At 63.8% G+C, this 14,642-nt stretch carries 9 protein-coding genes; 1 reads left to right on the plus strand and 8 read right to left on the minus strand.

Translation table 11 applies throughout. The annotated features are described in order from the left end of the window. Positions 1-3,132: efflux RND transporter permease subunit (locus tag EN991_RS05510; RefSeq protein ID WP_164768878.1), on the plus strand; the 3,132-nt coding region annotated here is incomplete at its 5' end. Between the two features lie 68 nt (positions 3,133-3,200). Here the strand turns inward: EN991_RS05510 and EN991_RS05515 are convergent. From EN991_RS05515 to EN991_RS05550, 8 genes are all read right to left on the minus strand, one after another. Further along, positions 3,201-4,910 (minus strand): APC family permease, encoded by a 1,710-nt coding sequence (locus EN991_RS05515; protein ID WP_024502584.1) that lies wholly within the window; start codon positions 4,908-4,910, stop codon positions 3,201-3,203. Positions 4,911-5,300: 390 nt separating this feature from the next. After that, positions 5,301-7,670: an aminomethyltransferase family protein gene (locus EN991_RS05520; RefSeq protein ID WP_127368328.1), complete on the minus strand. Its 2,370-nt coding sequence runs from the start codon at positions 7,668-7,670 to the stop codon at positions 5,301-5,303. Between the two features lie 148 nt (positions 7,671-7,818). Further along, positions 7,819-8,442 carry a sarcosine oxidase subunit gamma family protein gene (locus EN991_RS05525; protein ID WP_127368329.1) on the minus strand — a complete coding sequence of 208 codons (624 nt, stop codon included), beginning with the start codon at positions 8,440-8,442 and terminating at the stop codon, positions 7,819-7,821. Beyond that, positions 8,435-11,416, minus strand: coding sequence for a sarcosine oxidase subunit alpha (locus EN991_RS05530; RefSeq protein ID WP_127368330.1), 2,982 nt, complete (start codon positions 11,414-11,416; stop codon positions 8,435-8,437). Before EN991_RS05530 ends, EN991_RS05525 begins: the two co-directional genes overlap by 8 nt. Next, positions 11,416-11,691: a sarcosine oxidase subunit delta family protein gene (locus tag EN991_RS05535; RefSeq protein WP_024502588.1), complete on the minus strand. Its 276-nt coding sequence runs from the start codon at positions 11,689-11,691 to the stop codon at positions 11,416-11,418. Before EN991_RS05535 ends, EN991_RS05530 begins: the two co-directional genes overlap by 1 nt. Before the next feature lie 16 nt (positions 11,692-11,707). After that, positions 11,708-12,961 carry a sarcosine oxidase subunit beta family protein gene (locus EN991_RS05540; protein ID WP_127368331.1) on the minus strand — a complete coding sequence of 418 codons (1,254 nt, stop codon included), beginning with the start codon at positions 12,959-12,961 and terminating at the stop codon, positions 11,708-11,710. Between the two features lie 36 nt (positions 12,962-12,997). Continuing rightward, the gene (gene glnT, locus EN991_RS05545) at positions 12,998-14,305 is read right to left on the minus strand and encodes a type III glutamate--ammonia ligase (protein WP_127368332.1); all 1,308 of its coding nucleotides are present in this window, start codon (positions 14,303-14,305) and stop codon (positions 12,998-13,000) included. Between the two features lie 60 nt (positions 14,306-14,365). Continuing rightward, positions 14,366-14,642, minus strand: a 277-nt coding sequence (locus EN991_RS05550) for a glutamate synthase-related protein (protein WP_245460903.1), incomplete at its 5' end; no start/stop codon positions are given.

The raw sequence follows: 14,642 nt of genomic DNA on the forward strand, positions 1-14,642 counted from the left end.
GAAGAGAAGCGGCCCTTCAACCTGTCGCGCTGGGCAATCGGCCATCCCGCCATTGCGCGGTTCCTGTTCGGCCTGATCATCATTTCCGGCGCGCTCGGCCTGATGCGCATGGGCCAGAAGGAAGATCCCGATTTCACCTTCCGGGTCATGGTCGTCCAGGCGATCTGGCCGGGCTCCTCGATCCAGGAGATGGAAGACCAGGTCGTCAACAAGATCGAACGCAAGCTGCAGGAAACGCCGCATCTCGATTTCGTGCGCTCCTTTACCCGCGCCGGCAGCGCCATCATCACCGTGCAGATCAAGGGCGACACCAACACTGCCGAGGTGACCGACGCGTTCTACCAGGTGCGCAAGAAGGTCGGTGACATTGCCGGTGACTTGCCGCAAGGTCTGCTCGGCCCCTATTTCAACGATGAATTTGGCGACACCTTCATCACCCTGCATTCGATCAGCGGCGACGGCTTCAGCTATCCCGAGCTGAAGAAGTTCGCCATCCAGGCGCGCGACATGCTTTTGACGACGCCCGGCGTCGAGAAGGCCGTTATCATCGGCGACCAGCCTGAAAAGCTCTATATCGACGTCTCGTCCAAGGCCCTGGCCGAACGCGGCCTGACGCTGACCGATCTGCAGAATGCGATCAAGGGACAGAACAATGTCGACCCGGCCGGCTCCGTCGATACCGGCACCAACTCGGTGCGCATTTCCGTCGAGGGCGATGTCGGCAAGGTCGAGGATATCAGGAACCTGCGCCTGCGCGCCGGCGGTCAGGTCACGAGGCTGGGCGACATCGCCACGGTGAGTTCGGGGTTGCAGGATCCGTTCCAGCGAAAGTACCGCTTCAACGGCCACGACAGCGTGCAGTTGGGCGTCGTCATGGCCAAGGGCTTCAAGGTTACCGATGTCGGCAAGGATGTCGAGGCCACCTACAAGCGCTTCGAAGAGGCGCTGCCCTACGGCGTTGCGGTCGACCAGATCTCCGACCAGCCGGGCGTCGTCACCGATGCGGTGGCGGAGTTCATGCATGCGCTTGGCGAAGCGTTGCTGATCGTGCTCGTCGTCTCGTTCCTGTCGATCGGTTGGCGTTCCGGCCTGGTCATCGCCATCGCCATCCCGCTGGTGCTGGCCGCGACCTTCGCCATCATGTACGAGCTCGGCATCGACCTGCAGCGCATCTCGCTCGGCGCGCTGATCATCGCGCTCGGTCTTCTGGTCGACGACGCGATGATCGTCGTTGAGATGATGGAGCGCAAGCTGGAGGAGGGGATGGTCAAGGTCGAGGCGGCGAGCTTCGCCTATTCCTCGACCGCCTTCCCGATGCTGACCGGCACGCTGATCACCACGGCCGGCTTTATTCCGGTCGGCTTCGCGGCCTCGACCGCCGGCGAATATGTCCGCACGCTGTTCTATGTCGTCGGCATCGCGCTGATCGTCTCCTGGTTCGTCGCGGTCTATTTCACGCCATGGCTCGGCAACATGATCCTCAAGCAGCGCAAGCATGCCGGCAGCCATCACGATGTCTTCGACACGCGTTTCTACCGCCGGCTTCGTGCCACCGTCAGCTGGGCCGTGCGCCATCGCATCATCGTCCTGGTGATGACGCTGGTCACCTTCGGCACCAGCCTGTGGGCTTTCCAGTTCATTCCGCAGAACTTCTTCCCGCAATCGTCGCGGCCGGAAATCCTCGTCGACCTTTGGCTGCCGGAAGGCACCAGCATCAAGGAAGTCGAGGCGCAGGCCAAGGCGCTCGAGACCAAGATGATGGACGACAAGGACAAGCGTTTCATCGCCACCTATATCGGCGAGGGCGCGCCGCGCTTCTTCCTGCCGCTCGACCAGCAACTGAGCAACCCCAACTTTGCCCAGTTGCTCGTCATGGCCAATGACGAACCGGCTCGCGAGCGTCTGATCGTCAAGTTGCGCACCGTCCTGGCGCAAGACTTCCCGTCCATCCGTGCCAAGGTCGATCGTCTGTTCCTCGGTCCGCCGACCGGCTGGCCGGTGCAGATGCGCGTCATGGGGCCGGATCGCCAGGAGGTGCGCCGCATCGCCGACCAGGTGAAGGCGAAGTTCCGTGAAGATCCGCTGCTTGGCGCCGTGCATGATGACTGGCTGGAGCCGGTTCCGGCGATGAAGCTGGTCATCGACCAGGATCGTGCCCGCGCACTCGGCGTCACCTCGCAGCGCATCCGCCAGATGCTGCAGGCGACGATGTCCGGCGCGCCGCTCGACGACTTCCGCGACGGCGAGGAGACGGTGTCCATCGTCGCCCGCGAGCCGAATGCCAGCCGCAGCCTGCTGTCCTCGGTCGACTCGGTCTATATCCCGACCGACTTCGGCGGTTTCGTGCCGCTGTCGCAGGTGGCCAAGGTGGTGCCGGTGCTGGAGCAAGGCATCGAATGGCGCCGCGACCGCCTGCCGACCATCAGCGTGCGCGCCACCTTGCCCGACGGCGTGCAGTCCAACGACGTCGTCACCAAGATGTACAACGACATGAAGGACCTGCGTGCGGGTCTGGCGCCCGGTTACAAGATCGAAATCCAGGGCGGTGCGGAGGATTCGGCGGAAAGCCAGGCTTCGATCGCCGCCAAGGCACCGATCATGCTGGCCGTCATTGTCGTGCTTTTGATGATCCAGCTGCAGAACTTCGGCAAGGCGATGCTGGTGCTGGCGACCGGTCCGCTTGGCATTATCGGTGCTGCCGCGGCACTCCTGATCAGCGGTGCGCCGTTCGGCTTCGTCGCCATTCTCGGCGTCATCGCGCTGCTCGGCATCATCATGCGCAACTCGATTATCCTGGTCGACCAGATCGACCAGGACATCGCCGCGGGCATGGACCGCTACGAGGCCATCATCGGTTCGGCCGTTCGCCGTTTCCGGCCGATCACGCTGACGGCGCTGACGGCGGTGCTGGCGCTGATCCCGATCTCGCGCGGCGTCTTCTGGGGTCCGCTCGCCTACGCCATGATGGGCGGCATCCTGGTTGCCACGGTGCTGACCATCCTGGTCCTGCCGGCCGGTTACGCCCTGTTCTTCGGCCGGGAGCCGAAGAAGCGCGGGGCGGAGGGACGGACGGACGATCTGGAACTGAGCCAGGAAGCCGAAAAGCCGCAACTGGCGCTGGCCGCCGAATAGATCGATCGCGCCAGTCGAAAAGGATCGGGCGCGCCGAAGCGCGCCCGATCCTTTTTATTTTTATGAGGTCAGATGACGAAGAACCAGTTGGCGAGCAGCATCACCACCACGCCGGCGACCAGCGTCAGATAGGGCAGCATGCCCGCCTTTTTGACCGAGAGGTCGGCCCCCGTCATGCCGAGATCGGCCAGCATGTGGTCGGGGAACTTGCCCTTGTCCTGAATGTAGTGTCGGAAGCAGAACACCGGGATGATCAGCGCTGCCGTGATCAGGCCGGCCCACAGCGCCATCGGGTTCCATACCTTGGCACCGGCGCCCATGAAGATCGCGTTGACATAGGCGAAGATCGCCCCGATCCCGAGCAGCCAGCTCGGCGCCTTCCAGGGCCGTGCGATATGGCCGTTGTCGATGCGGTGGATCCAGCCGGCGTTGAGGTTGAGGAAGTTGAAGATGATGTAACCGCAATTCGACACGGCGAGGATGAAGAAGAAGCTCGTCGCGTCGGCCGAGGCGATGGCCAGCACGATCAGGTTGAAGACGAGATCGGTCCACATTGCCCGTGTCGGCGCACCATGTTCGTTGACATGGCTGAGATAGCGCGGCAGCCAGCCATCGACCGAGCCCTGGTAGAGCGTACGCGAAGAGCCGGCCATGGCCGTCATGATGCACAGCACCAGCGCCAGGATCATCAGCATCACCAACAGGCTGTGGACTAGCGCGCCGCCGCCGACCATGCCGGCCAGCGCGTCGGCGACCCCGGAGCCGTCGACGATCGGCGTCGCCAGCATACCGTTGAGGCCAAGCACGCCCTGGAAGGTGAACGGCACCAGGATGAACAGCAGCATGCACAGAAGGCCGGAATAGAAAATCGCCTTGAACGTGTCGGTGCCGGGGTTCTTGAACTCGGATGTGTAGCAGACGGCGGTCTCGAAGCCGTAGGTCGACCAGGCGGCGATGAACATACCACCAAGCACCAGCGTCCAGCCGGCGATGTTCCAGGCACCGGGCTCGGGCGCGTAGGCTGCGGCCAGCGGCACCAGCGGCGAAAAATTCGCCCAGTTGATCTGGCCGGTGACGATCGGCACCACGCCGACGATCAGCATCGGGACGATGACCAAGAGGCCGATATATTTCTGCACATTGGCGGTGCCGAGAATGCCGCGATGCTGGATCGCAAAGATGATCAGCATCAGCACTGCGCCGATGAAGAAGGTCGCGTTGAAGGTGAACGAGACCGGTCCCAGCGTGTGGCTGTAAAGCGTCCAGTTGCGGATTGCCGGCGTCGCCGCCGCGGTCACCGCTGTGATGGCGTCGGCGGCACTCGTCCCGGCATGCGCGGCGATATAGGCGACGACATCGGGTGAGGTTTCGGTGAACAGCGGCACTGGCGCCAGCGCGTTGAGGATGTAGGCGGCGGCGATCGAGCAGCCGAGCGACAGCACCGGCGACCAGGCGAACCAGTTGCACCAGACAGACAGCGGCGCGATGAACTTGGAATAGCGCAGCCAGGCGGTGGCGCCGTAGATCGACGCGCCGCCCGACTTGTTCGGAAACAGGCCGGCGATTTCGGCATAGGTGAAGGATTGCAGGAAGCCCATGATCATGGAGAAGATCCAGATCGCGAAGGCCAGCGTGCCGGTCGTGCCGGCAATGCCGCCGATCGAGAACAGGACCAGGGCCGGCACGCCGCTCGCCACCCAGAAGGCGCCGCGCCAGTCGATATTTCGGTGCAACTTGCCTTCGGCAAGCGGCTCCAGGACAGTCGTTATCGTGCTCATATGTCTTTGTTCCCCATTTTGATGTTCCCCGTTCGTGACGGCCGCGACTTCGCGAGGCTTCATCATCGACGCATGCTTTGGGCGGCTGTCGGTGTTTCCACTCAGTCGCATTTTTTTCTTAACAGTGAAGATTGATCCGGCGCGCTTTCAGGTCAAGCGATTTGTCGCGCCGTGCACATCACGCTTGCGAAACATGTCGGCTTCACACTGCCGCGGTGGGATTGTTCGGAAAAGGACCAAGGGTCAGGAAGCGAAAAACCCGCCGGAGGCGGGTCGCAGCGCAAATCAGCACCATGGACGAATATGTAGCATAGCTGCCCTCAGCAGGTCAAGAAAAAATTCCTATCACGAACTGCAGCACGGCCTCACTGTCTTGGGAGGGAAGGGCCGTCAGGAACGCGGTTTGGTCTTTTGCGGATCGTAGTGGGCGAAGGCGACGACTCGCGCCGGCAGCCGCTTGGCATGGCCGTCGAGCTTGCCGATCTCGACCTCGGTACCGACAGCCGAATGGGTGACATCGAGCCTGGCCAGCGCGATGGTCTTGTTCAGCACCGGCGAGCGCATGCCTGACGTGACCACGCCGATCTGGGCACGGCCGACATGCACGCAATCGCCATGGCCGACGTCGACATTGGCGTCGATGTCGAGACCGACCAGCTTCGTCTGCGGGTGCTCCTTGCGGCGGATCAGCGCCTCGCGGCCGACGAAATCGTCGGTCTTGCTCTTCAGCGGCACGGTGAAGCCGATGCCGGCCTCGAACGGATCGGTCTGGTCGGAAAATTCGTATCCGGCGAAGATCAACCCGGCCTCGATGCGCACCATGTCCAGCGCCTGCAGTCCCATCGGCTTCAGCCCGTGCGGCTGGCCGGCTTCCCAGATGGCGTCGAAGACTTTTTCGGCGTCGCGCGGATGGCACCAGATCTCGTAGCCGAGCTCGCCGGTATAGCCGGTGCGCGAGACGACGACCGGAATGCCGTTGCCGCCACCAATGCGGGCGACGGCGAAGCGGAACCATTCGAGTTCGTCGATCGACGGCTGCAGCGGCGAGGTCCAGATCACCTCCCTGAGGATGTCGCGGCTCTTCGGTCCCTGCACGGCGACATTGTGCATCTGGTCGGTGGAGGAACGCACAAGGACATTGAGGCCGAGTTTTGTCGCCGTCTCGCGCAGCCACTCGCCAGACAGATCGTCGCCGCCGACCCAGCGGAAATTGTCCTTGCCCAGCCGCAGCAGGGTGCCGTCATCAATCATGCCGCCATGCGCGTAGCACATGGCCGAATAGACCACCTGGCCAACGCCGAGCTTCTTGACGTCGCGGGTCAGCGTGTATTGCAGCAGCGCTTCGGAATCCGGGCCGGTGACCTCGAACTTGCGCAGCGGCGACAGGTCCATGATCACCGCGTCTTGGCGGCAGGCCCAGTATTCGGCGATCGGCCCGTCCTTGGCGAAGGAATTGGCGAGCCAATAGCCCTTGTACTCCTGAAAGTTGCGGGTGTGCTTGGCAAAGCTCGAATGAAAAGCGGTCTCGCGGGTCATTTTCGGTTCCGAATCGGGCGTCATGCGTCTGGCGATCGCTCGCGAGAATTTGTGCTGGCCGGAATAGGTCCGCACATGGATGTCGGTCGGGTTCCAGCCATTGGCCGGCGTCGTGTCGTCGGGGCAGGCGGAGGAAACGCAAACGATGTCGGTGAGCGCCCTGAGCAGCACATAGTCGCCCGCCCGCGACCACGGCTCGTCGGACACCATGACGCCATGCGCGTCGATCGCCGTGTTGAAGAAGAAGTTGATCGCCATCCAGCCCGCGCGGGGATTGACGCCCTTGCCGACCAGAGCGCCGTTGAAATTCTCCGAACAGTTGGTGTGTCCGGGATAGCCGATGTCGTCGTAATATTTGGCGGCGCAGGCGAGCGCGAAGGCGTCGTGCCGGCCGCATGTGTCCTGCACCACCTCGACCAGCGGCTCCATGTCCTGGTCATAGTATTTGGAATGCAGGCCGGGCATCGGGTAGCTCGCACCCATGAGCGTGCGCGTCGTCGTCACGTCGAGCGGATGATCCAGTCCCCTGTCCAGCTTGCGCGCCGAAAAGCACTGGAAATCGGTGCATTGGCGCCCGTCGACATCGATGATCTGCAGATAGTCGCCAGCCCTAACGAAATAGGCCTCCGCGGTCGCCGAATGGACGCGCAAATCGAGCACCGGGTCGGCAAGCGGATCAGCCAATACCGATTTCGCCGCCGGGCGGATCGTGGCGCGGCGAACGAAGACGGTCAGCGGTGTCGCCGTGTCATGACCATCGACCAGCATCGGCCCGCCGGGGGCGGCAATCAGCACCACACCATCGCGTGCGACGGTGAAAGCCTGCTCGGTGCCGGCCGGTGTCGTGACGCCGAACACCCGCACGGCCTTGGCGTGGTCAAGCTGCACCTGCCGGCGGGCGAGCCCGCTCCGCAGGGATGCGAGACTGTCGTCCCCCTCTATGAGCAGCGCTTTGATGCCGGCAGCGTTGCTGTTCGATGCTTCACCAAAAATGCTGGGATCGGTCGCGCCGGTCCTGTCCCAGGCCAGAAGTTCGCAGGCCTGGCCGCCTTCGACATTGCGCACGGTGATCGCGTCGCCGGCCTCGATGTCGATCAGCACCGCGCCGTTGCCCTGGATCGTATAACGCTCCATGCCCGGCGGCAGCGCGATCTGGCCGGGCCTCAGGATGAGGCTAGGCTTGGGCGGTCCGGCGGCAATTGCGGGGTAGGGCGACTGGCTCATCTCAGCCTTGCGGTTCGAGAAACAAGTTTGCCTGTGTGTGAAATTATTTTAGCAGCAAGAATAGCAGTGCGGTTGGGTTTGGCAAGGCGGAGGTGGCGCGCGCTTTCCCTTCTCCCCTTGTTGTGGGAGAAGGGAAGACTAGCCAAGGCTAAGCCAGTCTCTCTGTATGGTCGATGTCGACGCCGTACTCCGCGCCCGAATCCAGCATCGTATGCCAAAGGCTCTCGGCAAACGTCGCAAACATCAGAACGTTGAACACCGCCTGCCCATCCGTCCGATCACCGCCGCGCCAGAGCGTGACGCTGGTGTGATCCATCGACGTCGCGGCGGCGGCGCCAACCGGAAACGCATCGGGATGCAAATCGATCGACGACAGTTTCGCCAGCATTGTCCGCGCCTTGGCGCCGGAGATGCTGACCAGAACCCGCGCATGCGACTGGTCCGACAGCGAGCCGGACAATGCGGGCTCCAGCGTCTGTATCGTGTGCTTGCCGCCCTTCGACAGCACGAAGAACTGGTCCGGTCCCGACCAGATCAGGGTTGCGTCCGAAGTCCGCACCGCCTTGGGCGCATCAGGGACAGCAACACCAAACCGAGCCTTGGCGGCTTGTCCCAGCTCGGCCGCCTGGCCGCGCCGCGCCATCACCTGGATCAGATCAAAATTGCGGATCTCGGTCAGCGAGACGCCGGCCTCAATACCGCGTGCACCATGCACGCCGGCAACGAGCGCCTTTTCAAGCGGACTGCGGGGAGCCCAGGAAAACTCAACCACGCTGGCGCCCTCCATCCGGGTCGTAGAAGACGGGATTGCAGAGTTCGACGTCATAGTCTTCGCCGCGCAATGGATCATGCGCGTGCACGATCTCGCCGATGCGTTCGCGGCCGCGTTCGACAAGCGCGAGCCCGATCCACTGATCCAACGTCGGCGAGAAGCAGACCGAGGTGACATAGCCCTGGTCGTTGCCGGGGCCGGGCGTCTGCCCCTTCGGGATGATGTGTGCGCCGGAGCGCAACCGGCGTGTCTCGTCCGTCGGCTTGATGCCGACGACGACCTGGCGATCTGGGGCTACCAGCGCCTCGCGTCCGGCCATGACGCGGCCGATATAGTCTTTCTTGGTCGACATCATCTTGCCCAGACCAAGATCGGCCGCTGTCGTCGTGCCGCTCAGTTCCGGTCCGGCGATGTGGCCCTTTTCGACGCGCATGACGCCGAGCGCCTCGGTGCCGTAAGGCGTCACGCCGAATGGCGCACCGGCCAGCATCAGATTGCGCGCCATCGCATCGCCGAAGCGTGCCGGTACCGAGATCTCGAAGGCCATTTCGCCGGAGAACGAGATGCGGAACAGCCGCGCCTTGAGGCCGCCGCGCAATGTCACTTCGCGCGCGCCCATGAACGGAAAGCCTTCGTTGGAAAGGTCCTCGGACTCATCAACGATCTGTTTCAGCAACTCCCGCGCGCTCGGTCCGGCGATCGAGAACTGCGCCCACTGGTCGGAGACGGAAGTGAGCTGCACGTCGAGCTCCGGGAACAGCACCTGGCGGCAGAATTCGAGATGCTGCATCACCAGACCGGCCTTGGCCGTGGTGGTGGTGAGAAAATAGTGGTCTTCGGCCAGCCGCGACGTGGTGCCGTCGTCATAGACGATGCCGTCCTCGCGCAGCATCAGACCGTAGCGCGCCTTGCCCACTGCAAGACTGGAGAAGGTGTTGATGTAGACGCGGTCGAGGAAGGCGCCGGCATCCGGACCGTGCACGTCGATCTTGCCGAGCGTCGAGACATCGCAGAATCCGACGCCTGAGCGCACCGCCTTGACCTCGCGCGTCACCGATTCCAGCCAGTCCTTCTCGCCCGCGCGGGGGTACCACTGCGCCCGTTTCCAAAGACCGGTGTCGACGAAGACAGCACCTTGTTCCACCGCCCAGTGATGCGACGGCGTCAGCCGCGTTGCATGAAAAGTCTCATCGCGATGGTGTCCGGCAAAGGCGCCGATGGCGACGGGCACGTAAGGCGGGCGATAGATGGTCGTGCCGGTCTCGGGAATGGATTTGCCTGTTACCGCCGCCATGATGGCGAGGCCGGCGACGTTGGAGGTCTTGCCCTGGTCGGTCGCCATGCCGAGCGTGGTGTAGCGCTTCAGATGCTCGACCGATTCAAAACCCTCGCGCTGCGCCAGCTCGATGTCGGACGCGGTGACGTCGTGTTGCTGGTCGACAAAGGCTTTGCCCTTGCCGGCGACATGCCAGAGCGGGGTGAGCGAGAAAGCCTCGTCATCGGCGGCAGGCGCGGCGCCCGCCGTACCATTGTGCCCCGTGTCACGCGCCGCTGCCGCGCCAGCGGCAAATCCCTGGCTCAGGCAGGCGCCGAGGCCAAAGTCGCCATTGGCGGCGCCCGCTGCGACCATACCGGGCGGCGCGCCGTCCGGTACGAAAGCAGCAATATCGTCGCGCCATTTCGGCCGGCCGCGATGATAGGAGGTCAGCCCGACCGCCGGGTTCCAGCCGCCGGAAACGGCGAGCCCGTCCGCTTCAACCTCGGCGCGCGCGCCGCCGGTCAGCGACACCGCGATTTTCCTGACGCCATCCTTGCCGCCGTCGATGCCACTGACGGAACCGTGCAGCACCGGGAAGCCGCCCTTCGAGGCCAGCGAACGATGCGCCGGCGATATTTCGGGCCGTGCATCGATGACCGCCGCTATCTGCAGGCCGGCACCGAGCGCCGTCTCGACGGTGCGCCAGCCGTCCTCATTGTTGGTGAAAAGTGCGATCCGCTTTGCCGGTGTAGCGGCGTAGCGCGCGACATAGGTGCGCATGGCGGAGGCCATCATCACGCCGGGCGTGTCGTTGCCGGCAAAGACGATCGGCCGTTCGATGGCGCCGGCTGCCACGACGCAGCGCTTCGCCACGATCCGCCACAGGCGCTGGCGCACCTGGTGCTCGGGCGGCGAGGGCAAATGGTCGTTGACCCGCTCAATGGCGCCATAGGTGCCGCCATCGTAGACGCCGAACAGCGTCGTGCGGGTCATGACGCGGACGTCGGGCATACCAGCCAGTTCAGCCAGCGTCCGCGAAATCCACTCGGCCGCAGGTTCGCCGTCGATCATTGCGCCATCCGACAGCAGACGGCCGCCGAGGACAAAATCCTCCTCGCACAGGATGACGCGGGCGCCTGCGCGGCCGGCTGCCAACGCCGCGGCCAGACCAGCCGGGCCGGAGCCGGCGATCAGCACGTCGCAATGCGCCCATGCCTTGTCGTAGTGGTCGGGATCGGCAAGGCCGGCGGCACGGCCAAGGCCTGCGGCGCGGCGGATCGCCGGCTCATAGATCGCTTCCCAGAACTTCGCCGGCCACATGAATGTCTTGTAGTAGAAGCCGGCAACGAAGATCGGCGCGAACAGCTGGTTGACCGACATCACGTCGTGGCGCAGCGACGGCCAACGGTTCTGGCTGGCGGCCTCGAGCCCGTCATAGAGTTCGGCCGTCGTCGCCTTGGTGTTCGGCTCGCGCCGTGCCCCGGTGCGCAGCTCGACCAGCGCATTGGGTTCTTCCGAGCCCGCAGTCAGGATGCCGCGCGGGCGGTGGTATTTGAACGAACGGCCGACCAGCTTGACGCCGTTGGCGATCAGCGCCGAGGCGAGCGTGTCGCCCTGGAAGCCGGAGAAAGCCTTGCCGTCGAAACGGAAGTTCAGCGGTGCCGAGCGGTCGACAAGCCCGCCATTGCCGAGCCGGTGTGTCTGCGCGCCGGCCATCACGCACCAACCTTCGCAGCGCCGGCACCAGCCGCCGGTTCGATGGAGGAAATCTCGTGCGTCAGCGTGTTGCGGGTGACCTTCAGCCAAGCCCGGCAACCACCGCCATGGTACCAGTATTCGCTGGTCGCGCCGGCGACATTGTCGCGCAGATAGACATAGTCGAAGACCTCGTCTTCCGAGGCGCCGGCCTCGGGCCGTACCGGTTTGGCGTCGCCGAGATAGGTGAACTCGCCGAGTTCGCGTTCACCGCAGAAAGGACAGGCAATGCGCATTTCTTCTAAACCGCCTTCAATGCAGGTTCGGTTGGGCGCCCTGGCCCTTTTCGTCGATCATGGCGCCAGTTCGGAACCGGTCTAGGCGGAACCGTGCCGCTTCTTCATGCGACTCGTCGCGAGCCAGGAGGTGCGCAAAGACAAAACCGGACCCTGGCGTCGCCTTGAAGCCGCCATAGCACCAGCCCGCGTTGAGATAGAGCCCGTCGACGGGCGTCTTGTCGATGATCGGTGAACCGTCCATCGACATGTCCATGATGCCGCCCCACTGGCGCAGCAGGCGCACGCGGCCGATCATCGGCATCAGCGCCATGCCGCCCTCGCAGACGTCTTCCATCACAGGCATGTTGCCGCGCTGGGCGTAGGAATTGTAGCCGTCTATATCGCCGCCGAAGACGAGGCCGCCCTTGTCGGACTGGCTGACGTAGAAATGGCCGGCGCCGAAGGTCATGACGCCCGGGATGAGCGGCTTGATCGCCTCGGAGACGAAGGCCTGCAGCACATGGCTCTCGATCGGCAGGCGCAGGCCGGCCATTGCCGCGACGCGCGACGAGGAGCCGGCGACCGCCATGCCAACCTTTCCGGCGCCGATCTTGCCGCGCGACGTCTCGACGCCGGTCACCTTGCCATTGGCGTCTCTGACGAAGCCGGTGACTTCGCAATTCTGGATGATGTCGACGCCGAGTTCGCTCGCCGCATGCGCATAGCCCCAGACCACCGCATCGTGCCGCGCCGTGCCGCCGCGCCGCTGCAACAGCCCGCCTTGCACGGGAAAGCGCGCATTGTCGAAGTTCAGGAACGGGATCATCTTCCTGACGGCAGCGAGGTCGAGCAGTTCGGCGTCGATGCCGTTGATGCGCATGGTGTTGCCGCGCCGCGCATAGGCGTCGCGCTGCGCGTCGGAATGGTAGAGGTTGATGACGCCGCGCTGGCTGACCATCGCATTGTAGTTGAGGTCCTGCTCCATCCGCTCCCACAGCTTCATCGACAATTCGTAGAAGCCGGTGTTGCCGGGCAGACCGTAATTGGAGCGGATGATGGTGGTGTTGCGGCCGGCATTGCCGGAGCCGATCCAGCCTTTTTCGAGCACGGCGACATTCTTGATGCCGTACTCGCTGGCGAGGAACCAGGCGGTGGCCAGCCCGTGCCCACCGCCGCCGATGATCACCACGTCGTAGCGATCCTTCGGCGTGGCGTCGCGCCAGGTGCGCTGCCAGTTCTTGTGGCCGGACACGGCGGCACGAGCGAGCGAGAAGATCGAATATTTCATCAGTTCATTCCGAGGTCGCTCGCGTCGCGCTGGTGGTCAAATATCCAGCGTGTGGTCGCGCTCCCATTGCGTGAAGTGCGAAGCATAGGAATTCCATTCCTGCTGCTTCAGCTTTAGATATGCCGACGAAAATTCCTCACCCAGCGCCGCCTTGAGCGATTTGTCATTGTCGAACTCACGCAGCGCGTCGAGCAGGTTGAGCGGCAGCTTCGGTGCGTCTGTGACGGTATGGCCGAGCTGGTACATGTCGATGTCGTGGCGCTTGCCCGGATCGGCCTTGGAGCGGATGCCGTCGAGGCCGGCCGCGATGATGACGGCCTGCAGCAAATAGGGATTGGCGGCGCCATCCGGCAGGCGCAGCTCGAAGCGGCCGGGGCCGGGCACGCGCACCATTTCGGGCGCGACCTGGGCACCGAACACGGTGACCTGGACCGGCAACAACCGCACCCACATGGTGCGCGGCGCGTTGATGCGTTTGTAGGAATTCACCGTCGGGTTGGTGATCGCGGCTAGTGCGGAGGCATGCTTCATGATGCCGCCGAGGAAATTCCGGCCCTTGGCCGACAGGCCGAGCTCCATCGCATTGTCGGCGAAGACGTTGGTCTTGCCCGATTTGTCCCAAACCGAGATATGGGCATGGCAGCCATTGCCGGTCAGACCCTGGAAGGGCTTCGGCATGAAGGTCGCGCGCAGGCCATGCTTTTCCGCGATCGACTTGACCATGAATTTGAAGAACGAGTGCTTGTCGGCGGTCGCCAGCGCGTCGTCGAAAGCCCAGTTCATCTCGAACTGGCCGTTGGCGTCCTCATGGTCGTTCTGATAGGCGCCCCAGCCGAGCGCCAGCATGTGGTCGCAGATCTCTGCGATGACGTCGTAGCGCCGCATCACCGCTTGCTGGTCGTAGCAGGGTTTTGAGGCCGTGTCGTATTCGTCGGAGATCGTCTTGCCGTCAGGCGAGATCAGGAAGAACTCGGCCTCGACGCCGGTCTTGACATGCATGCCGTCGCTGGCGGCTTCCGCGATCAGCCGCTTCAGTGTGTTGCGCGGCGCCTGGTCGACCTCCTTGTCGTCCATGATGCAGTTGGCCGCCACCCAGGCGACCTCAGGCTTCCACGGCAGCTGGATCACCGAATCCGGATCCGGCACCGCAAGCATGTCGGGATGCGCCGGCGTCAGGTCCAGCCATGTGGCGAAACCGGCAAAGCCGGCGCCGTCCTTCTGCATGTCTGATATCGCCTGCGCCGGCACCAGCTTGGCACGCTGGCCACTGAACAGGTCAGTGTAGGAAATCATGAAATATTTGACGTTTTTCGCCCTTGCGAATTCAGCAAGATCAGTTGCCACGGTAGTTCCCCATTTTATCGATTGTTGTTCCCGAGTATGCGGGAATCGGCCCTTCGTTGATCAGAAGCCGTTCTTCCCCGGTATCCAGTTGGTGCCGGCCAGCGGCACGCCGGCCATGGCGGCTGCCTCGATCGTCAGCGCGACCAGGTCCTCGGGTTCGAGATTGTGCAGGCTGTTCTTGCCGCACGCGCGGGCGATCGTTTGAGCCTCAAGGGTCATCACCTTGAGGTAGTTCGCTAGCCGGCGCCCGGCAGCCACCGGATCGACCCGCTTCATCAGTTCCGGATCCTGCGTGGTGATGCCGGCGGGGTCGCGCCCCTCGTGCCAATCGTCATAG

The organism is Mesorhizobium sp. M7A.F.Ca.US.005.03.2.1, from assembly GCF_003997795.1.
GTDB classification, from domain to species: domain Bacteria; phylum Pseudomonadota; class Alphaproteobacteria; order Rhizobiales; family Rhizobiaceae; genus Mesorhizobium; species Mesorhizobium ciceri.